This window comes from Streptomyces sp. TRD_SC_5 (assembly GCF_056836825.1).
The window spans coordinates 4,632,558-4,658,640 of the sequence record NZ_JBWZZS010000001.1 but is presented as its reverse complement, the minus strand read 5'-3'; the positions used below and the strand labels follow the sequence as shown (position 1 = coordinate 4,658,640).

Annotated in this window: 27 protein-coding genes and 1 pseudogene; 8 read left to right on the top strand and 20 right to left on the bottom strand. The window is 70.1% G+C overall.

What is annotated here, in order from left to right; translation table 11 throughout:
- The first annotated feature begins 254 nt into the window (after positions 1–254).
- Positions 255–1,523 carry a PTS transporter subunit EIIC gene (locus tag AC1P0E_RS21505; RefSeq protein ID WP_482743760.1) on the top strand — a complete coding sequence of 423 codons (1,269 nt, stop codon included), beginning with the start codon at positions 255–257 and terminating at the stop codon, positions 1,521–1,523.
- A 96-nt stretch (positions 1,524–1,619) separates the two neighbouring features.
- Here the strand turns inward: AC1P0E_RS21505 and AC1P0E_RS21500 are convergent, their stop codons facing one another.
- The gene (locus AC1P0E_RS21500; RefSeq protein WP_482743759.1) at positions 1,620–2,372 is read right to left on the bottom strand and encodes an MBL fold metallo-hydrolase; all 753 of its coding nucleotides are present in this window, start codon (positions 2,370–2,372) and stop codon (positions 1,620–1,622) included.
- A gap of 183 nt (positions 2,373–2,555) precedes the next feature.
- On the opposite strand from AC1P0E_RS21500, the gene AC1P0E_RS21495 reads away from it, so the two are divergent.
- Entirely contained in the window at positions 2,556–3,017 is a 462-nt protein-coding gene (locus AC1P0E_RS21495; RefSeq protein ID WP_482743758.1) for a type II toxin-antitoxin system PemK/MazF family toxin, read from the top strand.
- A 314-nt stretch (positions 3,018–3,331) separates the two neighbouring features.
- Here AC1P0E_RS21495 and AC1P0E_RS21490 read toward each other — a convergent pair whose 3' ends face one another.
- From AC1P0E_RS21490 to AC1P0E_RS21475, 4 genes and pseudogenes are all read right to left on the bottom strand, one after another.
- On the bottom strand, positions 3,332–4,282 hold the full coding sequence (locus AC1P0E_RS21490) for a PLP-dependent cysteine synthase family protein (RefSeq protein ID WP_482743757.1): 951 nt from the start codon (positions 4,280–4,282) through the stop codon (positions 3,332–3,334).
- A complete protein-coding gene (locus AC1P0E_RS21485) occupies positions 4,282–4,560 on the bottom strand; it encodes a MoaD/ThiS family protein (RefSeq protein ID WP_482743756.1) in 279 nt (92 codons plus the stop codon). The genes AC1P0E_RS21490 and AC1P0E_RS21485 overlap by 1 nt, the downstream gene beginning before the upstream one ends.
- 98 nt (positions 4,561–4,658) lie before the next feature.
- Positions 4,659–4,769, bottom strand: coding sequence for a putative leader peptide (locus AC1P0E_RS21480; RefSeq protein ID WP_482743755.1), 111 nt, complete (start codon positions 4,767–4,769; stop codon positions 4,659–4,661).
- A 206-nt stretch (positions 4,770–4,975) separates the two neighbouring features.
- Positions 4,976–5,616 (bottom strand): annotated as a pseudogene (locus tag AC1P0E_RS21475) (HD domain-containing protein).
- A gap of 135 nt (positions 5,617–5,751) precedes the next feature.
- Here AC1P0E_RS21475 and AC1P0E_RS21470 point away from each other — a divergent pair.
- Positions 5,752–6,816 carry a GlxA family transcriptional regulator gene (locus tag AC1P0E_RS21470; RefSeq protein WP_482743754.1) on the top strand — a complete coding sequence of 355 codons (1,065 nt, stop codon included), beginning with the start codon at positions 5,752–5,754 and terminating at the stop codon, positions 6,814–6,816.
- On the opposite strand, the gene AC1P0E_RS21465 is transcribed toward AC1P0E_RS21470, so the two are convergent.
- From AC1P0E_RS21465 to clpS, 4 genes are all read right to left on the bottom strand, one after another.
- A complete protein-coding gene (locus tag AC1P0E_RS21465) occupies positions 6,705–7,121 on the bottom strand; it encodes a M67 family metallopeptidase (protein ID WP_482743753.1) in 417 nt (138 codons plus the stop codon). The genes AC1P0E_RS21470 and AC1P0E_RS21465 overlap by 112 nt on opposite strands.
- A gap of 103 nt (positions 7,122–7,224) precedes the next feature.
- Positions 7,225–8,748, bottom strand: coding sequence for an amino acid permease (locus AC1P0E_RS21460; protein ID WP_482743752.1), 1,524 nt, complete (start codon positions 8,746–8,748; stop codon positions 7,225–7,227).
- 334 nt (positions 8,749–9,082) lie between these two features.
- Positions 9,083–9,685 carry a DUF2017 domain-containing protein gene (locus tag AC1P0E_RS21455; protein ID WP_482743751.1) on the bottom strand — a complete coding sequence of 201 codons (603 nt, stop codon included), beginning with the start codon at positions 9,683–9,685 and terminating at the stop codon, positions 9,083–9,085.
- Positions 9,685–9,999 carry an ATP-dependent Clp protease adapter ClpS gene (gene clpS, locus AC1P0E_RS21450; RefSeq protein WP_482743750.1) on the bottom strand — a complete coding sequence of 105 codons (315 nt, stop codon included), beginning with the start codon at positions 9,997–9,999 and terminating at the stop codon, positions 9,685–9,687. Before clpS ends, AC1P0E_RS21455 begins: the two co-directional genes overlap by 1 nt.
- An 82-nt stretch (positions 10,000–10,081) precedes the next feature.
- Here clpS and AC1P0E_RS21445 point away from each other — a divergent pair, with 82 nt between their 5' ends.
- On the top strand, positions 10,082–11,410 hold the full coding sequence (locus AC1P0E_RS21445) for a nicotinate phosphoribosyltransferase (RefSeq protein ID WP_482743749.1): 1,329 nt from the start codon (positions 10,082–10,084) through the stop codon (positions 11,408–11,410).
- Between the two features lie 175 nt (positions 11,411–11,585).
- Complete coding sequence (locus AC1P0E_RS21440) at positions 11,586–12,170, top strand: isochorismatase family protein (RefSeq protein ID WP_482743748.1); 585 nt, start codon at positions 11,586–11,588, stop codon at positions 12,168–12,170.
- A gap of 28 nt (positions 12,171–12,198) precedes the next feature.
- On the opposite strand, the gene AC1P0E_RS21435 is transcribed toward AC1P0E_RS21440, so the two are convergent.
- Together AC1P0E_RS21435 and AC1P0E_RS21430 are read right to left on the bottom strand one after the other, a co-directional pair.
- Positions 12,199–12,513 (bottom strand): hypothetical protein, encoded by a 315-nt coding sequence (locus AC1P0E_RS21435; protein ID WP_482743747.1) that lies wholly within the window; start codon positions 12,511–12,513, stop codon positions 12,199–12,201.
- A gap of 122 nt (positions 12,514–12,635) precedes the next feature.
- The gene (locus tag AC1P0E_RS21430; protein WP_482745853.1) at positions 12,636–14,993 is read right to left on the bottom strand and encodes an immune inhibitor A domain-containing protein; all 2,358 of its coding nucleotides are present in this window, start codon (positions 14,991–14,993) and stop codon (positions 12,636–12,638) included.
- A gap of 428 nt (positions 14,994–15,421) precedes the next feature.
- On the opposite strand from AC1P0E_RS21430, the gene AC1P0E_RS21425 reads away from it, so the two are divergent.
- Positions 15,422–15,742, top strand: coding sequence for a hypothetical protein (locus tag AC1P0E_RS21425; RefSeq protein WP_482743746.1), 321 nt, complete (start codon positions 15,422–15,424; stop codon positions 15,740–15,742).
- Here the strand turns inward: AC1P0E_RS21425 and AC1P0E_RS21420 are convergent.
- Together AC1P0E_RS21420 and AC1P0E_RS21415 are read right to left on the bottom strand one after the other, a co-directional pair.
- Entirely contained in the window at positions 15,731–16,519 is a 789-nt protein-coding gene (locus AC1P0E_RS21420; protein ID WP_482743745.1) for an RDD family protein, read from the bottom strand. The two genes, AC1P0E_RS21425 and AC1P0E_RS21420, sit on opposite strands and share 12 nt — an antisense overlap.
- 73 nt (positions 16,520–16,592) lie before the next feature.
- Positions 16,593–18,338, bottom strand: coding sequence for an RDD family protein (locus AC1P0E_RS21415; protein ID WP_482743744.1), 1,746 nt, complete (start codon positions 18,336–18,338; stop codon positions 16,593–16,595).
- Positions 18,339–18,601: 263 nt separating this feature from the next.
- Between AC1P0E_RS21415 and AC1P0E_RS21410 the strand changes: the two genes are divergently transcribed.
- On the top strand, positions 18,602–19,078 hold the full coding sequence (locus AC1P0E_RS21410) for an SsgA family sporulation/cell division regulator (protein ID WP_482743743.1): 477 nt from the start codon (positions 18,602–18,604) through the stop codon (positions 19,076–19,078).
- Between the two features lie 8 nt (positions 19,079–19,086).
- On the opposite strand, the gene AC1P0E_RS21405 is transcribed toward AC1P0E_RS21410, so the two are convergent.
- Positions 19,087–19,470, bottom strand: a complete 384-nt coding sequence (locus tag AC1P0E_RS21405) for a VOC family protein (RefSeq protein WP_482743742.1) — start codon at positions 19,468–19,470, stop codon at positions 19,087–19,089.
- Between the two features lie 96 nt (positions 19,471–19,566).
- Complete coding sequence (locus AC1P0E_RS21400; RefSeq protein ID WP_482743741.1) at positions 19,567–20,934, bottom strand: FAD-binding oxidoreductase; 1,368 nt, start codon at positions 20,932–20,934, stop codon at positions 19,567–19,569.
- A 98-nt stretch (positions 20,935–21,032) separates the two neighbouring features.
- Here AC1P0E_RS21400 and AC1P0E_RS21395 point away from each other — a divergent pair, with 98 nt between their 5' ends.
- A complete protein-coding gene (locus AC1P0E_RS21395; protein WP_482743740.1) occupies positions 21,033–22,415 on the top strand; it encodes a tetratricopeptide repeat protein in 1,383 nt (460 codons plus the stop codon).
- A gap of 238 nt (positions 22,416–22,653) precedes the next feature.
- On the opposite strand, the gene nthA is transcribed toward AC1P0E_RS21395, so the two are convergent.
- From nthA to hppD, 5 genes are all read right to left on the bottom strand, one after another.
- Positions 22,654–23,244 (bottom strand): nitrile hydratase subunit alpha, encoded by a 591-nt coding sequence (gene nthA / locus AC1P0E_RS21390; protein ID WP_482743739.1) that lies wholly within the window; start codon positions 23,242–23,244, stop codon positions 22,654–22,656.
- On the bottom strand, positions 23,241–23,522 hold the full coding sequence (locus AC1P0E_RS21385) for an SH3-like domain-containing protein (RefSeq protein ID WP_482743738.1): 282 nt from the start codon (positions 23,520–23,522) through the stop codon (positions 23,241–23,243). Before AC1P0E_RS21385 ends, nthA begins: the two co-directional genes overlap by 4 nt.
- Positions 23,515–23,796, bottom strand: coding sequence for an SH3-like domain-containing protein (locus AC1P0E_RS21380; protein WP_028813154.1), 282 nt, complete (start codon positions 23,794–23,796; stop codon positions 23,515–23,517). The genes AC1P0E_RS21385 and AC1P0E_RS21380 overlap by 8 nt, the downstream gene beginning before the upstream one ends.
- A 10-nt stretch (positions 23,797–23,806) precedes the next feature.
- Positions 23,807–24,739, bottom strand: a complete 933-nt coding sequence (locus AC1P0E_RS21375) for a phage baseplate protein (RefSeq protein ID WP_482743737.1) — start codon at positions 24,737–24,739, stop codon at positions 23,807–23,809.
- 137 nt (positions 24,740–24,876) lie between these two features.
- Positions 24,877–26,025: a 4-hydroxyphenylpyruvate dioxygenase gene (gene hppD / locus AC1P0E_RS21370; RefSeq protein WP_482743736.1), complete on the bottom strand. Its 1,149-nt coding sequence runs from the start codon at positions 26,023–26,025 to the stop codon at positions 24,877–24,879.
- Positions 26,026–26,083: the final 58 nt, after the last annotated feature.

Sequence of the window (26,083 nt, the reverse complement as noted above, 5' to 3'; positions counted from 1 at the left end):
GCCCAAGAGCCGCCTCCGCCGCCGCCTCCGCCCCGTAAAGCCCTCGGACCTGCCCGGTCCGGGGGCTTTTGCCGTGCCTGTGCGGGTGTGTTCTGGAGCACGGGAATCGTGGGTTCCTTATCCGTCCTTCACCATGCTAAAACTGGTCTACACCACTGAGTGGTGTAGACCACGTGGCGAGTGCGCCGCGATGTCCCGGAGACGCCGCCGTCCCCGATTTCCCCCTGGCGGCGCCTTGCCCCATGGAGGAAATGATGTCCACGGACAGCGCCGCCGCCCCCGCGGCCGCCAAGAAGAAGGGCTCCGGCGCGATGGCTGTCATGCAGCGCATCGGCCGCAGCCTCATGCTGCCGGTCGCCGTGCTGCCGGCCGCCGCGCTCCTGGTGCGTTTCGGCCAGGGCGACATGCTCGGCAAGGAGTCGTTCCCGACCTTCATCACCAAGCTCGCCGGTTACATGGCGGCCGGTGGCGGGGCGATTCTCGACAACATGCCGCTGCTGTTCGCCGTCGGTATCGCGATCGGCTTCGCCAAGAAGTCCGACGGCTCGACCGCCCTCGCGGCCGTCACCGGCTACCTCGTCTTCCAGAAGGTGCTCGCCACCTTCACCGACTCCAACCTGCCGAAGGTCGCCGCCGTCGTGGACGGCAAGATCGTCATGAATGAGGCGCCGGTCAACGCCGGTGTGCTCGGTGGCGTGGTCATGGGCATCGTCGTAGCCCTGCTGTACCAGAAGTTCTACCGGACCAAGCTGCCCGACTGGGCCGGCTTCTTCGGCGGCCGCCGTCTCGTCCCGATTCTCTCCGCCTTCGCGGGCCTGGTCGTCGGCATCGTCTTTGGCCTGATCTGGCCGGTCCTCGGTGCGGGTCTGCACAACCTCAGTGAGTGGCTGGTCGGCTCCGGCGCCGTCGGCGCGGGCATCTTCGGTGTCGCCAACCGTGCTCTGATCCCCATCGGCATGCACCACCTGCTGAACTCCTTCCCCTGGTTCCAGGCCGGCGAGTTCGAAGGCAAGCACGGCGACATCGCGCGCTTCCTGGCCGGTGACCCGGCCGCCGGACAGTTCATGACCGGTTTCTTCCCGATCATGATGTTCGCCCTCCCGGCGGCCTGCCTCGCAATCGTCCACTGCGCCCGCCCCGAGCGCCGCAAGGTCGTCGGCGGCATGATGTTCTCCCTCGCGCTGACGTCCTTCGTCACCGGCGTGACCGAGCCGATCGAGTTCACGTTCATGTTCATCGCCCCGGTGCTGTACGCGATCCACGCGGTGCTGACCGGTGTCTCGATGGCGCTGACCTGGGCTCTGGGGATGAAGGACGGCTTCGGCTTCTCGGCCGGCGCGGTGGACTTCGTACTCAACCTGGGCATCGCGACCAACCCGTGGGGCCTGGCGCTGGTGGGCCTGTGCTTCGCGGCGGTCTACTACGTGGTCTTCCGCTTCGCGATCACCAAGTTCAACCTTCCGACGCCGGGCCGCGAGTCCGACGAGGAGCTCGCCGAGCTGCAGAAGGCCGAGGCGAAGTAAGCAGCAAGCCCCGGTCGCGTTACGCGGAAGAGGGCCCCCGGACCGTAGTCGCTGCTACTGGTCCGGGGGCCCTCTTCGCTTCGCTGTGGCTGTACGTCAGATCTCGTACTCCGCGCCCGCGACCGCCAGTTCCGCCGGCCCGTCGTACACCGCGCGCGCGTCGGCCAGGTTCACGTCGGCGTCCGTCCACGGCGGGATGTGCGTGAGGACCAGCCGGCCGGCCCCCGCCCGCGTGGCGCATTCGCCCGCCTCGCGGCCGTTGAGGTGAAGGTCCGGGATGTCCTCCTTGCCGTACGTGAACGACGCCTCGCACAGGAACAGGTCCACGCCCTCGGCCAGTTCGTTCAGGGCCGCGCAGGCTCCGGTGTCACCGGAGTACGCGAGGGACTTGCCGCTGTGCTCGACGCGGATGCCGTACGTCTCGACCGGGTGGGCCACCTTCTCCGTACGTACCGTGAAGGGACCGATGTCGAACGTGCCCGTCTTGAGCGTGTGGAAGTCGAAGACTTCGGCCATCGACTTCTCGGTCGGGGTGTCGGCGTACGCCGTCGTGAGGCGCTGCTCGGTGCCTTCCGGGCCGTACACGGGGATCGCGGGGGCGCGGCCGCCGTCGTGCCGGTAGTAGCGCGCGACGAAGTAACCGCACATGTCGATGCAGTGGTCGGCGTGCAGGTGGCTGAGGAAAACAGCGTCGATGTCGTAGAGACCGACGTGGCGCTGCAGCTCGCCGAGGGCGCCGTTGCCCAGGTCGAGAAGCAGCCGGAAGCCGTCGGCCTCGACGAGGTAGCTCGAGCAGGCCGATTCCGCGGACGGGAACGACCCTGAGCAGCCGACGACGGTGAGCTTCATGGAGCGTGAACCTCCGTAACAGGGACGGGGAGGGTTCGTGCGGGTTCGTCGAGCGTAAGGCGCGACGGAGCCGGTCGCTCCTCGATGGCGGGGCGTTGTGGGGGAACTCACCTGCACTGTCACCGGTTCGGGCGGAGCGCGCGCGGGGGGTGGGGCGGTCCGCGCGCCGGTACGGTCGTGGGCATGGACAGGTTCTGGTGGGTGGCAGTGGTCGCCGTCGTGATGATCGCGCTGGTCGCGACCGTGGTCGACGGCTGGGGGCGGGGGCGGCGGCCCGGGGGGCGCACGCGGCCGCCCGGGCGCCCCGGGGGGCCGCGTCGGCGCGGGCCGGAGCGGGTGCCTCGGGCGGGGGAGATCTGGTGGGCGGATGTGCCGTACGAGGACGGGCCCGGGTCGAAGGACCGCCCCTGCCTGGTGTTGTCCGTACGGGGTGACAGTGCGCTGATCGCGAAGATCACCAGCAAGTACCACGAGGAGCGGCCCGGGGTGATCGCGTTGCCGCCGGGGGCGGTGGGGGACGCGGCGGGGCGGCGGAGCTTCCTGGAGACGGGTGAGCTGCGGGATGTGGGGGTGCGGGGGTTTCGGCGGCGGGTCGGGGTGGCGGACCGTGCGGTTTGGGAGCGGGTCCGGCACCTGTCCCGCTGACGCGGGGTGGCGGGGCGTGAGTGGGCGGGGCGCTGCGCGGTTGGCCGCTGCGCGGGGCTTTCCCCGACCCGCCCCTTCCCGCTGTGACATGTGCGGCTCCGCCGCGTGGGGGGCTCCGCCCCGGGCCCCGGTCCTCAAAGCCGGACGGGCTGAAGTGACCGGGGGACTGACTGCCGGGGCTCCGCCCCCGGACCCCGCTCCCCGAACGCCGGAGGGGCTGACATTTGCCGCCGGCTCCGCCCAGCAGGTCACAGCGGGAAGGGGCGGGGCGGGGGAACAAGCCCGCCGCAGGCGTCACCCGCCCCGCGTACCGCCTACGCCCAGAGCTGGCCCTGCAGCGTCTCGATCGCTGCCTCTGTCGTCTCCGCCGTGTAGACGCCCGTCGACAGGTACTTCCAGCCTCCGTCGGCGACGACGAACACGATGTCGGCCCGCTCCCCCGCCTTGACCGCCTTCTTGCCCATCCCGATCGCCGCGTGCAGCGCCGCCCCCGTCGAGACGCCCGCGAAGATTCCTTCCTGCTGGAGGAGTTCCCGCGTACGCGTCACCGCGTCCGCCGAGCCGACCGAGAAGCGCGTGGTCAGCACGGACGCGTCGTACAGCTCGGGAACGAAGCCCTCGTCGAGGTTGCGCAGGCCGTACACCAGGTCGTCGTAGCGCGGCTCGGCAGCGACGATCTTGATGTCTGCGAGGTTCTCGCGCAGGTAGCGGCCCACGCCCATGAGCGTGCCCGTCGTGCCCAGGCCCGCCACGAAGTGCGTGATGGTCGGGAGGTCGGCGAGGATCTCCGGACCGGTGGTGGCGTAGTGCGCCCCCGCGTTGTCGGGGTTGCCGTACTGGTACAGCATCACCCAGGAGGGGTTCTCCGCCGAGAGCTCCTTGGCGACCCGTACGGCCGTGTTGGAGCCGCCCGCCGCCGGCGACGAGATGATCTTCGCGCCCCACATGGCGAGCAGGTCGCGCCGCTCCTGGGAGGTGTTCTCCGGCATGACGCACACGATGTCGTAGCCCTTGAGGCGGGCCGCCATCGCGAGCGAGATGCCGGTGTTTCCGCTGGTGGGCTCCAGGATGGTGCAGCCCGGCGTCAACCGGCCGTCCTTCTCCGCCTGTTCGACCATGTGGAGCGCGGGGCGGTCCTTGATCGAGCCGGTGGGGTTGCGGTCCTCCAGCTTGGCCCAGATGCGGACGTCGTCCGACGGGGACAGGCGGGGGAGGCGGACGAGCGGCGTGTTGCCGACCGCCGCCAGCGGGGAGTCGTACCGCATCAGACCATGCCGCCGGCGACGGCCGGGAGGATGGTGACGCTGTCGCCGTCGGCGAGCTGGGTGTCGATGCCCTTGAGGAAGCGGACGTCCTCGTCGTTGAGGTAGACGTTCACGAAGCGGCGCAGCTGACCGTCGTCGACGATGCGCTCCTGGATGCCGGTGTGGCGGGCTTCCAGGTCCGCGAAGAGGTCGGCGAGGGTGTCGCCGCTGCCTTCGACGGCCTTCTTGCCGTCGGTGTAGGTGCGGAGGATGGTCGGGATGCGGACCTCGATGGCCATGGCTTTCGACTCCTGTCAGGAGGGTGGCGTGAAAGGCGCGCGGCAGTTCGTCCCCCGCGCAGGGGCAAGCGTGTGCGTGTGCCGGGGTGGCCCGCGGCTCAGGCCGTGGCCGGACAGATTGCGCTGGCGAGCCGGCACAGGTCGACGTGCAGGCGCGCTACGAGCAGCACGGTGCTCGGCGTCGTCTCACTCACGTCGTGGGGAACCATGCGGTCATCGTATAGATTCCCGGGCCACTTCCCGGTATGTGATCTCACATAGTGGTCGAAAAGTGCTCGTTCTGTGGACAGGGGGAGGTGGCGGAGGCCGGCGCCCCTGCCGCCGGATGGCCGCTGACCTGGGCGGACACCCTGTGGGCGGTGGGCGGGAGGTCGGCGGTGAGCGCTTCCTTCGGGGACGCCGACGCCATCCGGGACTACTCGGGCCAGGCGGAGTTCTGGATGGTCTCGACGAAGTCGCCGCGCTCGTATCCGGGCACGAAGTGCGCCAGTACGTCGGCCTTGACGTTGCCGAAGGTGGTGTCGGGCTTGGGGCGATGCCTTCGGTGAAGGCGGCGAGGATGCGCTTCTTGAAGTCGGGTCGGGGGTGGAGTGCGGTGATGGCGGCGCGGTGGTCGGGGGTGATGGTGTCGTAGCCGATGCCCAGTACGTCGTACTCCACCCCGGCGGTGACCAGAGCGACCTCCGGTTCCATGTACTGGGGGATGCCGGGCGTGGTGTGCAGGGCGATGGCCGTCCAGACGCGGCGGATGCTGTCCTCGGGGACGCCGTGGCTCCGGAGGAAGCGGCGCGCTTCGTCGGCGCTGTCGACCTCGAAGCGGCGGCCGCTGGAGCGGAACTCCTCGTTGAGGCCGAGGTCGTGGAACATCGCCCCGATGTAGAGGAGTTCGGGGTCGAAGCCGAGGCCGCGGGTGCGGCCCTGGAGACTGCCGAACCAGAACACCCGTCGCGAGTGGTGGTAGATCAGCTCGGTTGTCGTGTCGCGGACCAGTTCGGTGGCGGCGGCGGCGAGTCCGGTGTCGGGGACGGTGATTCCGGCTGCGGTGTTGTTGGTCATGGGGTCAGCTTGCACGGTGCGGGTGCGCCGCCGCCGTGCCTGTGGGGCCAGGCTCCCCACAGATCGGGACATGGGGTTCCGGCGGGCGTCCGGGCTGCGGGACGGGGCCGCGGGGCAGGCACCTAACCTCGCAAGATGACTCACTCGGTGGTGGTGTTCGCGTTCGACGGTGTGCGGCTCATGGATGTCTCCGCCCCGCTGGAGGTCTTCACCACCGCCGGGAACGGATACACCGTGCGCGTATGCACCCCCGACGGGCGCGACGTCACCACGTCCACCGGGCTCCGGATCGGTGCGGATCTCGCCGCCGGGGACGTGGGCCGGGCCGACACCCTCGTCGTGCCGGGGGCCGTGGACGTCGACCCGCTTCTTCGTACGCCGGAGACCATCGGCCAAGTCGCCGCCCTGGCACAGGTGTCGGGGCGAGTGGCCGCCGTGTGTACGGGCGCGTTCGCGCTCGCCGCCGCCGGGCTGCTCCAGGGGCGGCGGGCGACCACCCACTGGGAGCACGCCGCCGAGCTCGCCCGCCGGTATCCCGAGGTCGCGGTCACGCCGGACGCCATCTACGTGCAGGACGGGGCTGTCTTCACCTCGGCCGGAGTGACCGCCGGCATCGACGTATGCCTTGCCCTGGTCGAGCAGGACCGGGGGCCAGAAGCGGCACGGCGAGTCGCGCGGGACCTTGTCGTGTTCCTCCAGCGGCCCGGGGGGCAGTCGCAGTTCTCCGCCGCGTCCCGTACGCCACCGACCCGCCATCCGCTCGTACGCCCGCTGCTCGACGCCGTCGTCGCCGACCCGGCCGCCGACCACAGCCTGCGGGTGATGGCCGGCGGCGCCGGGGTGAGCACGCGCCACCTCACGCGGCTGTTCCGGGAGCAGACGGGCACCTCGCCCGCCGGGTACGTGGAGAGCGTACGGCTGGAGGCGGCGCGCATCCTGCTGGAGGCGGGGGCCGGGGTCACCGTCGCGGCCGCGCGCAGTGGCATCGGCAGCGACGAGAGTCTGCGCCGGGCCTTCGCCCGGCACTTCGGAGTGACCCCGTCCGCGTACGCCGCACGGTTTCGCAGTACGGCCGTGAGCGTCGGGGGTTACGCCTCGACCTTGACCTCTTCCTCCGTGATCACGCCGTCCACGATGCGGTACGAGCGGAACTGGAAGGGGCCGGCGTCGTCCGTGTCGGCGGTGGAGACCAGGACGTAGTGCGCGCCGGGCTCGTTCGCGTAGCTGATGTCCGTGCGGGACGGGTACGCCTCGGTCGCCGTGTGCGAGTGGTAGATGATCACGGGCTCTTCGTCCCGGTCGTCCATCTCGCGGTAGAGCTTGAGCAGGTCGGACGAGTCGAACTCGTAGAACGTGGGCGAGCGGGCGGCGTTGAGCATCGGGATGAAGCGCTCGGGGCGCCCGGACCCGGCCGGACCCGCGACCACGCCGCAGGCCTCGTCGGGGTGGTCGGCGCGGGAGTGCGCGACGATCTGGTCGTACAGGGCCTGGGAAAGGGTCAGCATGGGCCCCAGGATAAGCAAAGGGTCCCGTCCGTACCGAGGGATGGTACGAACGGGACCACATGCTGGGATCGGCTGCGCCGGTTCAGCGGGGTGGAGCCGGGAGTCAGTCGAGATCGACGTCGGCGGCGGTCTCCATGCCCGTGTGGTGCGGCTGCCCGTCGGCGTCCGAGCCGGCCTTCCCCTTCGGGCCGCCCGTGGCGCCCGGCTCGTTGCGCTTCTTCAGCACCAGCCACGACACACCGAGCAGCAGCGCCCACAGCGGCGCGCAGTACAGCGGGATCCGCGTGTCCTCGCCGATGCCCATGATCACAATGACCATGCCGATGAAGAGGAGGGCGAACCAGCTGGTGTACGGCGCTCCCGGGGCCCGGAAGGAGGACTTCGGCAGCTCGCCGCGGTCGGACTTGGCGCGGTAGCGGATCTGGCTGATGAGGATCATGATCCAGGCCCACATGCCGGAGATGGTCGCGAAGGAGACGACGTAGTCGAACGCCTTGCCCGGCCACTGGTAGTTGATCCACACGCCGACCAGCATCAGGGCGGCGGAGAAGGACGTGCCCACGAGGGGCAGGCCGTTCTTGGTCAGCTTGGTGAATGCCTTCGGGCCCTGGCCGTTGAGCGCGAGGTCGCGCAGCATGCGGCCGGTGGAGTACATGCCCGAGTTGCAGGAGGACAGGGCGGCGGTGAGGACCACGAAGTTGACGATGGCCGCGCCGATGCCGAGGCCCATCTTCTCGAAGGCGGCCACGAACGGCGAGATCCCCGGCTGGAAGTGGGTCCACGGGACGACCGACAGGATCATGATCAGCGCGCCGATGTAAAAGACGGCGATGCGCCACGGGACGGTGTTGATGGCCTTGGGCAGGACGGTCTCCGGGTCCTTGGCCTCGCCCGCGGTGACGCCGACCAGCTCGACGGCGAGGAAGGCGAACATGACCAGCTGGAGGGTCATCAGGGTCTGCCCGATGCCGTTGGGGAAGAAGCCGCCCTGGTCCCAGAGCATGGTCATCGAGGCGGTGTCGCCGGCGTCGGAGAAGCCGATGGTGAGGATGCCGGCGCAGATCAGGATCATGCCGACGATCGCGGTCACCTTGATCATCGAGAACCAGAATTCCAGCTCGCCGAAGAGCTTGACGGAGATCAGGTTCACGCAGAAGAGGAGGACCGTGAAGATCAGGGCGAAGACCCACTGCGGCTGGTCGGTCCAGCCGTCCGTGCCCTTGGTCCAGTACTGCATGTACTCCGAGGCCGCGGTGACCTCGGTGATGCCGGTGACGACCCAGAAGAGCCAGTACGTCCAGCCGGTCACGAAGCCCGCGAAGGGGCCGACGAACTCGCGGGCGTACTCCGAGAAGGAGCCGGAGACCGGGCGGTACATGAGGAGCTCGCCGAGCGCCCGCATGATGAAGAAGATGACCAGGCCGGCCATCGCGTAGGCCAGGATCAGGCTGGGTCCCGCGATGGAGATGCCCTTGCCGGCGCCGAGGAAGAGGCCGGTGCCGATGGCGCCGCCGATCGCGATCATCTGGATCTGACGGGAGCCGAGTCCGCGCTGGTAACCCTCGCCGGATGTCGTGCCTTCGGCCTCACTGCCGTCGTGCTGCTTGTCGACCTGCACTGAGGTCATGGTGTGTCGCGCCTTTCTCCATGCCGATCCGGCCTCGAACGGCTCGGATCGACTGTGACGATCCTTTGAGGGGCGGGCCCCCGGATGTGGATGGAGTGCAAGCCGGCGGTCAGCCGGCGTCAGCGCCCCCGGGGACAGGGGTGGCGTACCCGGGCGGTCGTGAAGATCTATCACGCCCGCAACGATGATCCACTGCGCTCAATGTGGCGCGCACCACGGGAAAAATGGGACAAATAACGCCTGAGGCGGCAAAGGAACCCCAGGCGTTAATGCGATCGTTATCCGGATTTGAGTGTCCGTTGAGCGAACACGGTGATCGGTATGTCCGGACAGGTCAGGGCATAAGCGTTTCGACGAGGCTTTCCTGGAGCGCGCCGAGCCACAGGTACGCCATCACCATCGGCTTGCGCGGGTCGGAGTCCGGCAGCCGGTAGAGCTCCCCGGTCTCATCCTCATCGGTGACCTCAAGGCGCGTCCCGATGGTCAGCCGCAGATCGTTGAGCGTGCCGAGCCAGCGCTTGCACTCGTCGTCCGCGAGCTTCAGTACGGCGCCGCTCTCGCCGGCGGTGGCCAGCGAATCGAGGCTGCGTACGACCGCGACCGCGTCCTCGCGCTTGCGCTCGCGCAGGTCGTTCTCGGTGAAGCGCCTGAACTCGGCCGAGTTGGCGCGCACCTCCCGCTCCCGCGCGTCGTCGGGATCGGCCTGCGGATCGCCGTACGCGTCGGGGAAGAGCCGCGCGAGCGCGGGGTCGGACGGCGCCTCGCTGGGGCCCTCCGCGAACAGCGCGGCCAGCGGGTCCTCGCCCGCCGTCGGCTGTTCACCGGGTCCGACCAGTTCGAGCAGCTGTACGGCCAGGCTGCGCAGGATCGAGATCTCGACCTCGTCGAGCGCGACGGCCACGCCGCCGCCGGGGATCTCCTCGAAGAGCCCGGCCATCAGCCGCGGTCCTGCGTGAGCGTCGCCCAGAGTCCGTAGCCGTGCATCGCCTGCACGTCACGCTCCATCTCTTCGCGGCTGCCGCTGGAGACGACCGCACGGCCCTTGTGGTGGACGTCGAGCATCAGCTTGTGCGCCTTGTCCTTGGAGTAGCCGAAGTACGCCTGGAATACATAGGCGACATAGCTCATGAGGTTGACAGGGTCGTTGTGGACCAGCGTCACCCAGGGGACGTCGGGTTCGGGGACGGCGGAGGTTTCCTCGGCCGACTCCGGGCGTTCGATCTCTACGGGAGCCGTACTCACTTGTCCCATGGTGCCACCCGTGACGTGCCGTCGCACAAACGGCCACATAGAAATCGTCACTCTGACGAGATTAGGAGGTAGCATCCTTGCCATGAACACTGCGGACCTTGGGCTGCCGGTGGATGTGCCGTCGACAGCGCTCTTCACCGACCAGTACGAGTTCACGATGCTGCAGGCCGCCCTCAGGGCCGGCACCGCCGACCGGCGCTCCGTCTTCGAGGTCTTCACCCGCAGACTGCCCGAGGGCCGCCGTTACGGCGTCGTCGCGGGCACCGGGCGCGTCCTGGACGCCGTGGAAAACTTCCGTTTCGACCCGGGCGTACTGGGCTTTCTGCGTGAGTACGCGATCGTGGACGAACCGACGCTGGAGTGGCTGGCCTCGTACCGCTTCACGGGCGACATATGGGGCTACCCCGAGGGCGAGGTCTACTTCCCGGGCTCCCCCATCCTGCGCGTCGAGGGCAGCTTCGCCGAGTGCGTGCTCCTTGAGACCGTGATCCTCTCGATCCTCAACCACGACTCGGCCATCGCGGCCGCCGCGTCCCGGATGGCCGCCGCGGCCGGCGACCGGCCACTGATCGAGATGGGCGCCCGGCGTACGCACGAACTGTCGGCCGTCGCTTCGGCCCGCGCCGCGTACGTCGGCGGCTTCACCTCCACCTCGGATCTCGCGGCCGGCTTCCGGTACGGCATCCCCACCGTCGGCACCAGCGCGCACGCCTTCACCCTGCTGCACGACAGCGAGCGCGACGCCTTTCAGGCGCAGGTGGCCTCGCTCGGCAGCGGTACGACGCTGCTGGTCGACACGTACGACGTCGCCGAGGCGGTCCGTACCGCCGTCGAGGTGGCCGGGACGGAGCTCGGGGCGGTCCGTATCGACTCGGGCGATCTGCTGCTGGTCGCGCACCGGGTGCGTCAGCAGCTGGACGAGCTGGGGGCCACCCGTACCAGGATCGTGGTGACCAGCGACCTCGACGAGTACGCCATCGCCTCGCTGGCGGCGGCTCCGGTGGACGCGTACGGCGTCGGCACGCAGCTGGTCACGGGCAGCGGGCACCCCACCTGCTCGATGGTCTACAAGCTGGTGGCCAGGGCCGACTCGGCGGACCCGAAGGCTCCGCTCCAGCCGGTGGCGAAGAAGTCGATGGGCGGGAAGACCTCGATCGGCGGCCGCAAGTGGGCGGCGCGCCGGCCGGACGCGTACGGCGTCGCGGAGGCGGAGGTCGTCGGCACCGGGCCGGTCCCGCCCGAGCTGGCCGGCCGGCAGTTGCAGGTCGAGCTGATCAAGGGCGGCGAGGTCGTGGCGCGCGAGCCCCTGGACGACGTACGGGAGCGGCACATCGCGGCGCGCGGGGCCCTGCCGATGTCGGCGGTGCAGCTGTCGAGGGGCGAGCCGGTGATCCCCACCGAGTACGCATGAACGCGGGGTGAGTGGGAAGCGGGAAGCGTGAGGACGGGCGCGAAGGGCGTCGTCGGCCCCCTAGCAGCCAAAGGCCCCCTGCCGCAAGGCCGTTGGAATCTCTACTCTCGAACCATCGCCCGGGCAACCGGACACGCACCCCCCACCGCCGTACCCCCACCGAAGGGCACCCGCCATGCACCGCGCCTTGATCGTCGTGGACGTTCAGAACGACTTCTGCGAGGGCGGCAGCCTCGCGGTGGCGGGCGGCGCCGATGTCGCCGCCGCCGTCACCGAGCTGATCGGTGATGCCCCGGCCGGGTACCGCCATGTCGTCGCCACCCGCGACCACCACGTCGACCCCGGCGACCACTTCTCCGCCAACCCGGACTACGTCCACTCCTGGCCGGTGCACTGCGTCGCCGGTACGGAGGGCGTCGGCTTCCACCCGAACTTCGCGCCGGCGGTCGCCTCGGGCGCCATCGCCGCGGTCTTCGACAAGGGCGCCCATTCGGCGGCGTACAGCGGCTTCGAGGGCGCCGACGAGAACGGTGTCGGGCTGGCCGAGTGGCTGCGGGCGCGCGGTGTCACGGAGGTCGACGTGGTCGGCATCGCCACCGACCACTGCGTGCGGGCGACGGCCCTGGACGCGGTCCGCGAGGGCTTCACCACGCACGTACTGCTCGACCTGACGGCGGGCGTCTCGGAGACGACGACGGAGCGGGCGCTGGAGGAGCTGCGCGAGGCGGGCGTGGAGCTGTCGGGGAAGCCGGTGGTCTAGCCGGGCTAGCCGGGGGCCCCACGGGCTCTCACGCCGAGCGTACGGGTCTCAGCAGGGCCCGTATGGGGTGCCAGAGCTCCACCGTCTCCTCCGGCGCCGTGCGCCACAGCAGGCCGTCCGGGTGGTGCAGGACCGCCGTGATCTCGTCCAGCGTCGGCGGGTGCGCGTTGCCCCGCAGGTAGACCGCCCGCAGTCCGAGGTTGCGCAGCCGCGTCAGGGCGCGGGCCCGGTTCACGGAATGGACCAGGACGCGGACCTTGCGGCCGTCGGCCGACGGGCTGGGCAGGGTGAGAGCCACCACCACGTTGCCGCCGGGCAGCCGTACGAAACCTCCACCGGACATGCCGATCAATCCCCCATAAGACGTCGTGTCAACAAGAGCTGGTCAAGAGGCATCTAAACGCGAACGGCCGCCGCCCGCTAGAGGGCGACGGCCGATCATGCTCTGACCTGCGGTGTTACGAATTACTTGGTCGAGGGACCGACCTTCACGGTGATCGTCGAGCCGCTCTTGGGCTCGCTGACGATCGAGATCTTGGTGTTGGTGTCAGGAACATCCACACCTCCGGTCGGGTTCTCCTTGTACCAGTACGTCCCCTTGCGGTCGTCGAAGACCGAGACGCCCTTCTGCGACGCCAGCTTCAGCGGCACGTTCGCGTTGTGCAGCGTGAAGCCGTCCGTGCGGTAGCGACTGAAGGTGGAGTCGAACGACTGGATCTTGTTCCGCAGCAGCTTGCCGTCCGCCCACTTCAGCGGCTTGGCGTGCGCGTCGACCGGAAGGATCAGGCCCCTGCCCGGGTGGGCGCTGGTGTTGTTGTCCTTCTGCGAGGTGTCCCACAGCCAGATCATCAGGCCGTTCTGGTACGGGTAGTGCTCGACCCAGCTGGGACGGGCCGGGGCGAACCCGAAGTTGTACGGGCCGACCTTGAGCGTCTTGTCGTACGACACGTACTGGCGGTTCTCGGCCAGGTAGTACTGCTCGTACTCCTTGGTGAAGGACTCACCGATGCGCGAGAAGCCCTTGGCGGTCCAGCCGTTGTCGTCGCCCTCGGCGTTGTCCGTGAAGAGCGGGGCGCCGTCGGCCGTCACCGTGATCGCGTCGGCCGCGAAGCCCTTGCCGCCCGCGCCGCCGTCCGTCTGGTAGCGGAAGCGCAGGTCGATCTTCTTGCCGGCGTACGCGTCCAGCGGGTAGGCGAGCTTCTTGTACGCGCCACCCACGCCCGTCAGACCCGGCTTGTCGGCGGCGTCGCGCGGCAGCGCCTTGCCGTCGGCGGTGCCGTCGATGGCGTTCCACGTCTTGCCGGCGTCGGTCGAGACCTCGGCGTACAGATAGTCGTAGTTCGCCTCGATGTCCCACCAGCCCTGGAGCGCCAGCTCGGCCTTGGCCTTGCCGCTCAGGTCGACGGAGCGGGTGAGGGTGTTCTTGAGGTCGTCACCCATGTCGCTCCACCACTGCTTGGAGCCCTCGGCGGGCTTCACGACAGTCGTGGTCTCGGCCTTCTTCGGCAGCTCGACGACGAGCGCCTGCGGGTTCTTGGTGTTGTACGCCGAGACGCCCAGCTTGTGCTTCGACTTCGTCGCGGCCTTGGCCTTGTCGTAGTCGAGCCAGCCCAGCTGGAACTTGTCCCAGGCGGTCATGTCGCCGGGCAGGTCACCGATTTCGGTCTTGCCCTTGCCGAGCCAGGAGCCGGCCGACATCAGTGACCAGAAGCCGACGCCGTTCTCGCCCTTGCCCGAGGTGTCGTAGAGGTCGGGCAGGCCCAGGTCGTGGCCGTACTCGTGGGCGAAGACGCCGAGGCCGCCGTTCTCCGGCTGCATGGTGTAGTCGCCGACCCAGATGCCGGTCTTGCCGATCTCGGCGCCGCCGGCCGGGTTGTTCGCCGGGCCGGTCCTGCCGGCGTCCGTGCCGTACGCGTACCAGCGGTGCGCCCACAGGGCGTTCTCGCCCTGGGCGCCGCCGCCCGCCGACTCGTCCTCGCCGGCGTGGACGATCTGGAAGTGGTCGATGTAGCCGTCGGACTCGTTGAAGTTGCCGTCGGAGTCGAAGTCGTAGCGGTCCCACTGGTCGTAACCGGCGAGCTGCGCCTTGATCTCGGCGTCCGTCTTGCCCTTGGCCTTCTGGTCTGCGGCCCAGGCGGTCACGCCGTCGCGGACGGTGTCCCACACGTTGGCGCAGTTGGAGTCGCCGCAGTAGTTGGAGCCGTATCGGGCCTCGTTGTAGTCGACCTTGACCCAGTCGGAGACCTCGCCGTCGACCGAGTAGCGGCCGGACGAGGTCTTCTCGTAGTACGTCTTGAGGGAGTCCTTGCCCTTGCCCTCGCCGAAGTACAGCTCCTGGAAGTGCTTCCGGTCGTAGTCCTTCTGCCAGGCCGTCGAGTTGTCCTCGGAACGGTCCGGCTCGGCTATCCGGTTGTGCGCGGGGCCGGGCTCGCCGCCGTACTTCTTCACCGGCGGCTCGGGACCGTCGCCGTCCGGGTCGAACATGGTGGTGTCGTCGACCTTGTCGCCGAACTCCACCAGGATCGTGAAGATCTTGTCGGTCTTCTCCCGGCCCAGTTCGACGTACTTCTTGTCGTCGAGCTTCACGACCTTGGAGGCGCCCCGCTTCTGCACGGTGGCGTCGCCGGCCATGACCTGCTCCAGCGCCGCCTTGCGCTCCAGCTCCTGCTGCTTGCTGAACGGCCCTTCGAGATCGTGCTCTACATGCCCCTTGGCGGGCGCCGGGTCGCGGCGCTCGATACTGGCCTTGTCCGCCGCGCCCGCGGGCCTCTCGTCGGCCTGGGCGGTGGCGAATGCGGATGCCGTCGCGGCGGTCGCGGCCATGGCCACGACTACGGCGGCGGCTCTGATCCGCCCTCTGTTGGTGGTCACTTGATGATGTCCTCCCCCGCGGGCCGCGTCAGCACGGAAGAGGGTGAGGGGTTCCGGGCGCGGCGCGCGTCTCAAGTGACGACATTGGACCGGAGTTGCCGAAAAAAAGACAGATCTTGACTCAGACAGCTCAAGTACACTATGTAGACGTTCAGTTCCGGATAGCGGACGCTTTTTGATCAGTTACGGTTCGGTCGCAGGGCGCGTCGATCTCACCTGATGGAATTCGGAATGACTCCGTGCGCCCCCGATGCACCGGCACCGTGGGTTAGGTCACGCTTACTACCGGTTCCGTGCGGGCACTCACCGTCGTAGAGTCGCCTGCAGTGCGACCCGGTTGAGACAGACCCCCTGCCGCTGCTCCGAGGACGGAATTCGCCATGCCGCGTCCGACTGCCGCACAGTTCGCATACGGTTCAGCCACCGTCGTCTTCTCGACCCTCGCCATGCTGCTGCTGTCCCGGACCGCATCGGGCATCGGCGTCGCGATCATCGCCCTCGCCGCGCTCGCACTTGGCCTGCTGGTCTCGCTGACCGTGCCCATGCCGAAGACGGCGCGCACGGTTCGCGGTACGAACGATGCGGCCGTCTCCGGGACAGTCTCCGAGGACCTGGAGGCGCGAGTGCCCGGTCCGCGCCCCGTCTCCGCGCGGTCCTCCCGGACCCACTCGGCGGTCGGCGGGCAGTCGCTACGAGGTTGAGACCACCACCGTCTTGGCCGCCTTGTCGTGCAGGCCCTGTCTGTAGGGCTTGTCGACCAGGATCATGACCAGGTTGATGAGCCACCACAGGCAGAAGCAGCAGATCAGAGCCGGCACCCACAGGACCACGGCGCGCATCAGCGAGGCACTGGTCTCCGGGATCATGCCGTTGTTGAGCATCGCGACGCGCAGGTTCATCCACCGCTTGCCCACGGTCTGGCCGTTCTTGGCCGTCATATAGGTGTCGTAGGCGATGTACGCGGCCATCGTGACGAGCTGCCAGATCAGCGACTTGGCGTCGGACATGGTCGAGACTTCGTCCCAGTCGTCGGCGTTGTAGCTGTCGAACATGCCCAGCAGCCAGCCGATCAGACCCAGCGGGACACCGACGATCAGTGCGTCGGCGATGCGGGCCACGACGCGCTTGCCGGTGGGGGCGAGCGGCGGCATTCCGGCGAGCGGGTCGGCGGCGCCGCCGCTGTAGGGCGGGGGCGGGGCGCCGTACGGGGTGCCGCCGTAGGGATCGCCGTACGGCGATCCGCCACCGGGCCCGGTCGGGCCCCCGGGGCCACCAGGGCCGGCGGGCCCGCCCGCGCCTCCGGTGTCGCCTGTCCCGCCTGTCCCACCCGCGCCACTGGTGTCGCCCGCCCCACCGGTGTCGAACGGTCCGCCGCCCGCCGAGGGTGGCGGCGGCGACGGCGGCTGGTCCGGCGGCGGCTTCTTGCGAAACGGATCGTCATCGGACGGCTGGCCGGGCGGCGGCTGGTCGGTGCTCATAACGGCAGTCCACCGCGCCCGCCCGCCGCCCGCATCCGGTCGGGTGCCGTTCGGGGGATCCGGGGCGGGCCCCTCAGTCCCCCGCCACGAACGTACGGGCAGCCTTGTCGTGCCAGCACTGCCGCCACGGGCGGTCGAACAGGCACCATGCGGCGTTGACGATCCCGATCGCGAGGACGCCGAGCACGCCGTAGACGAGCCAGCGGCGCAGCGCGACGCCGAACGTCGGGGGCTCGTGCGCCTCGATGTCCCGTACGTGCATCCGGCACAGCTTCTTGCCGAGCGTACGGCCCCACTTGGCGGTCGGTACCACCTCGTACACCACTCCGGCGAGGAGGTACGCGCCGAGCACGATCCCGAGGTATCCGGCGGTCGTTCCGTCGAGGAGCCATACGGTCACGGTCTCGCCGGAGAGCTTCGCCGCCTGGATCTTGTCGTCGATGTGCGCGAGCGCGGCGGATACGAGCGGTACGGCGACGGCGCCGACCACGGCGCCGAGGACGGCCGTGTCGATCAGCCGCGCGGCCAGCCGCTTGGCGAGGCCGGCGGGCCTGGCCGCGGCCTGGGCCTGGGCGGCCTGCAGGAACGGATCGCTGACCGGCGGCTTCCAGGGCACGACGGGCGGGGAGCCCGCCTCCTCCTGGTCCGGCTGCGCCAGCTGGTGCACCTGCTGCGCCCAGGAGGCGGCCCCACCGCCGGCCCCGGCGGAAACGGGAGCGGCGGCTGCCGCCGCACCCCCGCCCTGGGCGGCCTGGCCCTGGCCGAGGGCCTGGAACTGGCCGGCGGGCTGCGCCTGACCGGAGGACGGCCCCTGGCCGGGGATGGGTCCCTGCCCCGAGGCGTGGCCCTGGCCGGGTGCCTGCGCCTGTCCGGGGGCATGCGCCTGCCCGGGCGTGTGGCCCTGGCGGGGGGACTGCGCCTGCGCGGCGGGCTGACCTTGTCCAGGAGCCTGGGCCTGCCCGGGGGACTGCGCCTGCCCAGGAACCTGGACCTGGCCGGCAGCCTGGGCCTGACCGGGAGTCCGGGGCTGCCCAGGAGTCTGGGCCTGGCCCGGGACTTGGGGACGGCGGGCGCCCGGCGTCATGGTCCTGATGGCCATCGTGCCGTCGGCCTGGGCCGTGCGCGGGGGCTCCGGGTCGCCGCGGCGCAGGGCGCGCATGGTGACCGTGCCGTTGTCGGGAGGCGGCGTACGGCCCGGCGCACGGACGCCGGGAAGCGCGCCCCCGCTGGGGTCGGCCGCGGTGCCGCGCGGGTCGCGCTCGCCCGGGGCTCCGGGCGTACCGCCGCGCGGCGCTGCCTCCGAGGGGGCTTCCGGCGAGGAGCCGCCCGTACGCCGGAGGTCGACTCCGCCGCCCCCGCGCCGCTGTTCCGCCGAAGTGTCACCCGGCGCCGCCGCAGCACGCCGGGGGTCGTCGGCAGCGGAATCGCCGCCGGTACCGGACGTGCCGGAGTCGGATGCGGCGGAGCCCCAGGAGACGCGGCGGTCGCGTTCGCCGCCGAAGCCGGTCTGGCGGGAGGTGTCGGCCTGCCAGGCCGACGCGGGTTCCGGGGTGTTGCCGTGAAGGTGCGCGCCCTCGGGTTCCTCGTCGAAGAAGACCGGACCGGTCTCCTCCACGGACGGGGTCGGGGCCGCCGGGGCCGGGGCCGACGCACCGGCGGGCGCGGCCGGCATTCCGTCGCCGTCCGACGGGGCGGGGCGACTGGTTCCGGGCACCCATGAGGCCCCGTTCCAGAACCGGACGTAACCGGGGATGGACGGGTCGGGATAGTAGCCAGGAGTGGGGCTGCTGTCGCCGCTGGCCGGGGTGGGGGCGCTCATCACCGTGTCCCGTATCTAGTCGATGGCCTCGTTATCGAGGTCCACATCTATCAGACCGCCGCGACGCGCCGGGCCGGTCCCAATGGAAGCACTTCTTTCCGGGCAATCCACAGGGCCTTCCCGTACCCTCTCCGGAGCCTCCCCACGTCCTCCCGCGAGACTTTGAAGTTGTCGGGCGAAGTCGCGTAATGAACGGAAGACAAGCCCCTCTCTCCTTGTGAGGCCCGCTCGAAGGGCCCGTACCCGGAGAGAAAGGGACCCTCATGCACACCGTGGTGGAACGCGAACTCGAACTCGTCCTGGTGCTGTCGCCCGAGCGCAGCATCCCCGTCCCGGCCCGGCTGACCTACCGCACGGACGATCCGTACGCCGTGCACATCACTTTCCACGTCGGCTCCGACTCCCCGGTCAACTGGACGTTCGCCCGCGAGCTGCTCGTCGAGGGGGTGTTCCGGCCGTGCGGTCACGGCGACGTACGGATCTGGCCGACGAAGATCGACTCCCGCAGCATGATCTGTGTGGCCCTGACGTCGCCCGACGGGGACGCACTGCTCGAAGCACCCTCCCCGGCCGTGTCCGCCTGGCTGGAGCGAACGCTGCGGGCGGTCCCGCCGGGGACGGAGGCCGGGCGGCTCGGCATCGACGAGGCGCTGGCCGAGCTGCTGACGCCGACCCCGGCCGACGACCTGTATCTACGGGACCCGTGGCCGTCGGACGAGTCCAAGGACGGCGAGGGCTGAGCGGCGCGTCACTCGGTCACATACGTATGCGTAAGAAACTCGATCGAGTGCCCGTCGGGGTCGTCGATGTAGAACCCGCGTCCCTGGTGATGATGATTGATCTGCTGCGTCCGCTCATGGTACGGGTCGGCCCAGTAGGGGAGTTCACGCTCCTCCACCCGCGCGAGAATCTGATCGAACTCCTCGTCCGGCACCAGGAACGCCAGGTGCTGCGAGACGATCCGCGCGCTCGCGGAGTCGAGGTAGTCGAGCGTGACGCCGTTCTCCAGCGGCACGCTCGCGAAGGGGCCGAAGGGCTTCGGCTCCGGGGCGCCCATCAGCTCCGTGAGGAAGCGGGCGGCGGCGAAGCGGTCGCGGCTGTGGACGATGGTGTGGTCGAGGCGCGCGGGCACGGTTCCTCCTCGTTGAGGCTGCTTGTCCTGCTGCCCCCTCACGCTATGCGCAGCACCGCACCCGGACCATCGGACCTTGGCCGTACTCCTCGAGTCTCAGAGGACCTTGCCCGGATTGAGCAGCCCCAGCGGGTCGAAGGCCGCTTTGACGGCGCGCTGCAACTCCACGCCCACTTCCCCCAGTTCGCGTGCCAGCCACTCCTTCTTCAGCACGCCGACTCCGTGCTCGCCGGTGATCGTGCCGCCGAGTTCCAGGCCGAGCGCCATGATCTCGTCGAAGGACTCGCGGGCGCGCCGCGACTCGTCCTCGTCCAGATGGTCGAAGCACACCACCGGATGCGTATTGCCGTCACCGGCGTGCGCGCAGACGCCGACCACGAGGTCGTACTTCTCCGCGATGGCCGCGGTCCCCTCAAGCATCGCGCCGAGCTTGGAACGCGGCACACACACATCGTCGATCATCGTCGCGGACTTGACCGCCTCCAGCGCGGTCAGGGACATCCGCCGCGCCTGCAACAGCAGTTCGGACTCGGCGACGTCGTCGGCAGGGACGACCGACACCGCGCCGGCCGCGGTGCACAGCTCACCGACCGCCGCGAGATCGGCGGCCGGATCGGCGGTGTCGAAGGCGGCGAGCAGCAGCGCCTCCGTGGTCTCGGGCAGGCCCATGTTGGCCATCTTGTTGACGGCTCGCAGGGTCGTACGGTCCATGAGCTCCAGCAGCGAAGGCGCGTGGCCGCGCGCCATGATCTCGCAGACGGCGTCGCAGGCTGCGGTCGCGGACGGGAACTCGGCGGCGAGGACGAGCTGCCGAGGCGGGGCCGGCTTGAGCGCGAGCACCGCCCTGACAACGATGCCGAGGGTGCCTTCGGAGCCGACGAAAAGGCGCGTGAGGTCGTAGCCCGCGACGCCCTTGGCCGTGCGCCGCCCCGTGGTGAGGAGCCGTCCGTCAGCAAGGACGACGTCCAGACCCAGCACGTACTCCGCCGTCACGCCGTACTTCACACAGCACAGCCCGCCCGCGGCCGTGCCGATGTTGCCGCCGATGGTGCACATCTCCCAACTCGAAGGATCGGGCGGGTAGTAGAGCCCCTTCTCAGCCACGGCGCGCGACAGCACCGCGTTGATCACCCCGGGCTCGACAACAGCGATCCGGTCAACCGCACTGATCTCCAGGATCCGGTCCATCTTCACCATCGACAGCACTACACAACCGTCGGTCGCGTTGGCGGCACCGGACAGTCCCGTACGCGCGCCCTGCGGCACGACGGGGACACCCAGCGCGGTCGCGGTGCGCATCACGTGCTGGACCTGCTCGACGGTGCGCGGCAGCACCACGACGGCCGGGGCTCCGGCCTCGCAGAACCCGGCCATGTCATGGGCGTACGAAGCCATGACGTCCGGGTCGGTGATCAATACCTCGGCCGGGAGGCCCGTGCGCAGCTGTTCGAGAAGATCGCCCATGGTCCCAGCGTGGCACTCGGGGGCCATCGGTGTGAACCCGTCTGCGATCCACTTCGCGGCTCCGGGTGTGCTCGTAGTACTGGCGCACAGTGAGCGGCATGGAGACGGAACAGCAGGTGAAGCGGAGGGGGCCCCGCACCGTGCTCGCGGGCGTGGCGGTGCTGGTCGTCGCGGGAGTGCTCACCATTGAGGGGCTGAACGGGGGACCGCCGCCGGCGCCGGGTCCCGTCGGACGCGCGATGGCGGCCGTCGAGGCCGTGGGGGCCGGCGCACCGGCCTCCCCCGCCGACCTGACCGCGCTCATCGGCGACCGCGAGTCGTGGCTGCGCGCGCACCCCGAGGACGACCACTCCTGGTCGGTGCTCGGCTCGGCCTACCTGGAGCGGGGCCGCTGGACGGCCGACCCCTCCGACTTCCCCCGCGCGGAGATGGCACTGCGCCACTCCCTCTCCGTACGGCCGAAGGCGAATCCGGACGCGGCGGTCGGTCTCGCGGCGCTCGCCCACGCGCGCGGTGACCACCGCGCGGCGAAGAAGTGGGGCGAGGCGGTCCGCAAGCAGTCGCCGAGGCGGTGGACGGCGTACCCGGTCCTGATCGGCGCGTACACGCGGCTGGGCGACCAGAAGGCGGCCGCCGAGGCGGTGGAGAAGCTGGAGGCGCTGCGCCCGGGCCCGGCCGCGAGGCGGCTGGCGGCGCAGGTGTACCGCGACCGGGGCTGGCGTGAGGACGCGGCGGCGACGCTGGCCGACGCGACGGTGCTCGCGGGCTCCCCGGCGGAGAGGGTGACCGGGCTGCACCTCATGGGTGAGCTGGCGTGGGAGCGGGGCGAGCCGGAGGAGGCCCTGAGTCACTACGAGGCGGCCCTGCGGACGGACCCCGGTTACGGCAGGGCGCGGGCGGGCCGCGCCCGTGTCATGGCGGCGCTGGGCCGCCCGGACGACGCGGAGGTCGACTACCGCGCGGCGCTGGCGGACGTCGCCCTCCCGGAGCTGCATCTCGAGTACGGCGAGCTGCTCCAGTCCCTTGGCCGCGAGGCGGAGGCGAAGGAGCAGTACGCCTTCGTACGCGAGGGCGTAACGGTCAGCCGGAAGAACGGCGGCGTCGGCAATGAACTCCTCCTCGGCCAACTCGACGCGGACCACGGGGACGCGGCCACCGCCGTGCGGCGGTTGCGGGCGGAGTGGCGGCGGCATCCGAACGCGTACGTCGCGGACGCGCTGGCCTGGGCGCTGTATCGCACCGGCGACGCGAAGCAGGCCCTCAAGTACGCGCGTAAGGCCACGGATCAGGGCTTGCGCAACGCGCAGTTCTTCTACCACTTGGGTGCGATCGAGCAGCGTCTGCGCAAGTACGGCGCGGCCAGGCGTCACCTGGAGGAGGCCTTGCGCGTCAACCCGTCCTTCTCCCCGCTCCTGGCCCCGAGGGCGCGGGAGACCCTGAACGCCCTGGGCGAGCCCCCTGCAGGCCGCCCCCGCCGCTGACCACCGCCCGGTTTCGCACTCCGCGGTGCCGGGAGGGGACGTGTCGGGGCGCTCCCCGCAGGGTGTCGAACGCAACGAGCCCAATGAAGACCCAGTACCCGAACGTTCGGCACCCGAGGAGACGCCCCGACGCGGCACCGACCCCGGAGCCCCCGCAACCAGCGCAGACGGCACCCCCCGCCCAGGGGTGGCCGAGCGGTGCCCCCCGCCGAGCTTCCTTTCCCCACGCCGGCCAGGACTACAACGCCGCCGTGCCGATCAGGGCATTGCGGGTGATCAGGGCTGCCAGGGACGGTTCGTCCAGGCCCTCCGTGCCCGCGGGCCGTCGCGGCAGGACCATGTAGCGCGTCTCCGACGTGGAGTCCCACACCGTGACGGCGACCTCCTCCGGCAGGACCAGGCCGAATTCAGCCAGTACGGCCCGCGGCTCCCGCACCACCCGTGACCGGTACGCCTCGCTCTTGTACCAGCTGGGCGACGGCCCCAGCAGCCGGATCGGGTAGCACGAACAGAGCGTGCACACCACGACGTTGTGCGTGTCCGCCGTGTTCTCCACGACGCGCAGCCGCTGCGGCTGCACTCCCCCGGCCGACAGCCCCAGCTCCGTGATCGCCGTGGTCCCGTCGGCCAGCAGCCGCTCCCGGAACCCCGCGTCGGTCCACGCCCGGGCCACCACGCGGGCACCCCCGGCCGCCGAGGCGCCCGTAAGAAACGCGTCGATGGCTTCGTCGACCGCGGCGCCGGTGACGATGCCACGGTCTTCCAGCAGCGTCTCCAGGCGCCGGACCTGGCGGGAGATCAGGGCGTCGGAGTGGGTGGAACCGGTCACGGCTGGTCGTCCTCCAGGTAGCTTTCGAACAGGTCCAGGACCACATCATGCTCGCCCTCGCCCCACAGGTCCCGCGCCGCGAACCGCACGGCGTACACCTGCTCCAGAGGCAAGTCGTCACGCCCCTGCGCCCGCGCGTCGGCGAGCGGCGCGCGTCCCTCCGGCTCGATGACCGTGCCGGGCTTGCCACGGGCGTACCGCGGCAGCCGGGTGTGGTGCGGCGGGTCGTGGTGGACGGTACGGACGCGCGCGCCGGGGGCGTAGCGGTCGTCAGTCATCGAGCTCGCCCGCCGCGACAACACCCTTGCGTTCCAGCAGAGTCCGGATCGCGAAGAACCAGCGCTCGTAGTACGACGCCGCGAGGTACTCCGCGGGCGGCATCGTCTCGACGGCGTCGCGGAACTCGTCGAGGTTGTAGACCTTCTGGGCGATGAGCGCGCCGTTCAGGGCGAAGACCCGCGCCTCCCAGTCGGCGTGGAAGGGCTGCGTGTCGTCGGTGGTGTCGACGGGCCCGAAACCCTGCATGCCGCCCACGTCGTTCATCCTGGCCATGATCAGCAGCTTATCCGTGCTGCTTGTAATAGATCGAGTACCTGCGCGCCCCCGCCTCCCCCGAGGCGAACCCCATGCACAGCCGCGGCTTGCTGGTGCGGCGTACGGCGAGGCCTTCCGGTTCGCGGTGGTCGAGGGAGTAGCCGGCCTCGGTGCGGCTCCGCTGGACGAGGCCGCCGGTGCGGATGTCGATGCAGGAGACGTACGCGTTGCCGTGCCCGGAGGGCGGGTTGGCGGCCCCGTAGGGCTCGCCGGCCAGCTGGTACAGGTAGTTGCCGTACAGCGCGAAGCCCTGGAAGTCGATGTCCGGGTCGGGGTGCGCGGCCGCCTGGGCGAAGTCGTGCAGGGGCTTCGAGAAGTCGCCGGCGACGGCGTGGGAGAGCGAGAAGACGCGGTAGCGGACCTTGCCGCCGATGCGGTGGCGGACGGCGACGCGTTTGCGGCTCATGTCGACGGACGGCTGGTTCGCGGTGGAGCCGGGGACCGGGTAGCGCGTGGTCTGCGCCGAGCTGCGGCGTATCTGCCGGTCCACGAACCGGAACCGCGTGATGCCGCGCCCGAACGCCCCGGAGTCCGCGACCCGCCCGTCCGACTCGGTCCAGATCCAGGTCGCCCCGGCCTTGTCCCGCTCGACGCCCATGCCGACGCCGTGCCCGTGCCCGAGCAGGTACATGTGCCCCAGCCGCGTACCGCTGAAGTCCAGTTGGTTCAGACACATGTCACCGCGCTGCCGCCGCTCCGTGCCGCTGTACGCCCGCGACTCCCCAGCCAGCTTGATTCCGCCCTGCATGACCTGGACGACGTACACCCGCTGCCGGGAGTCGTCGAAGGCGAAGGACTGGAGGACGGTGGTGTGTCTGAGGGGCTTCTTCCAGTGCCATCTCTTCGACGGCACGGCTAAGTCGATGCGCTCGTCACCGGTGCTCGCGCTCACACTAGTCATGGCCATGACTCACGATAGCGGCCCTGCGCACCCCCGGTCAGGGGCGCGCAGGGCCGCGCACGCAGCACACGGAGCACACGCGGCGCAGCCCGCAACGCACGCGCGGCGCAGCCTCAGAACGCCCGCGCGGCGCAGCCTCAGAGGTTGCCGCGCTTCTCCTGCTCGCGCTCGATCGCCTCGAAGAGCGCCTTGAAGTTGCCCTTGCCGAAGCCCATGGAGCCGTGGCGCTCGATCATCTCGAAGAAGACGGTCGGACGGTCCTGGACCGGCTTGGTGAAGATCTGCAGCAGGTAGCCGTCCTCGTCGCGGTCGACCAGGATCTTCAGCTCGCGCAGCGTCTCGACGGGTACGCGCGTCTCGCCGGCCCAGTCGCCGAGCGTGTCGTAGTACGAGTCGGGGGTGTCCAGGAAGGAAACGCCCGCCGCCCGCATGCTGCGCACGGTCGCGACGATGTCGTTCGTGGCGAGCGCGATGTGCTGGACGCCGGCGCCGCCGTAGAACTCCAGGTACTCGTCGATCTGCGACTTCTTCTTCGCGATCGCGGGCTCGTTGATCGGGAACTTCACCTTCAGAGTCCCGTCCGCCACCACCTTCGACATCAGCGCCGAGTACTCCGTCGCGATGTCGTCGCCCACGAACTCCTTCATGTTGGTGAAGCCCATGACCTTGTTGTAGAAGGCCACCCACTCGTTCATCTTGCCGAGCTCGACATTGCCGACGCAGTGGTCGATGGCCTGGAAGGTGCGCTTGGCCGGCGGCTCGACCATCGGGTCGACGGCGACGAAGCCCGGGAGGTACGGGCCGTCGTAGCCGGAGCGCTCGACGAGGGTGTGCCGGGTCTTGCCGTACGTCGCGATCGCGGCCAGGACGACGACCCCGTGGTCGTCCTTGACCTCGTGCGGCTCCTCGATGCCGCGCGCCCCGTGCTCGACGGCGTAGGCGTACGCGGCGCGGGCGTCCGGGACCTCGATGGCCAGGTCGACGACGCCGTCGCCGTGCTCGGCGACGTGCTCGGCGAGGAAGCGGCCCCGGTCGGTGGCGGGCTTGATGACGGAGGTGAGGACGAAGCGCGCGGCGCCGTTGGTCAGGACGTAACTCGCGGTCTCGCGGCTGCCGTTCTCCGGTCCGGAGTAGGCGACGAGCTTCATGCCGAAGGCGGTCGAGTAGTAGTGCGCGGCCTGCTTGGCGTTGCCGACGGCGAAGACGACCGCGTCCATTCCCTTGACCGGGAAGGGATCGGCCTCGCGCGCGGTGCTGGGAGTGGTGTGGTGCGTGGTCTCAGTCATGTCGGCAGACTCTCTCCGTATCGCAAGCTGCGCAATAGTTCGCTGAAACTCTGGGCAA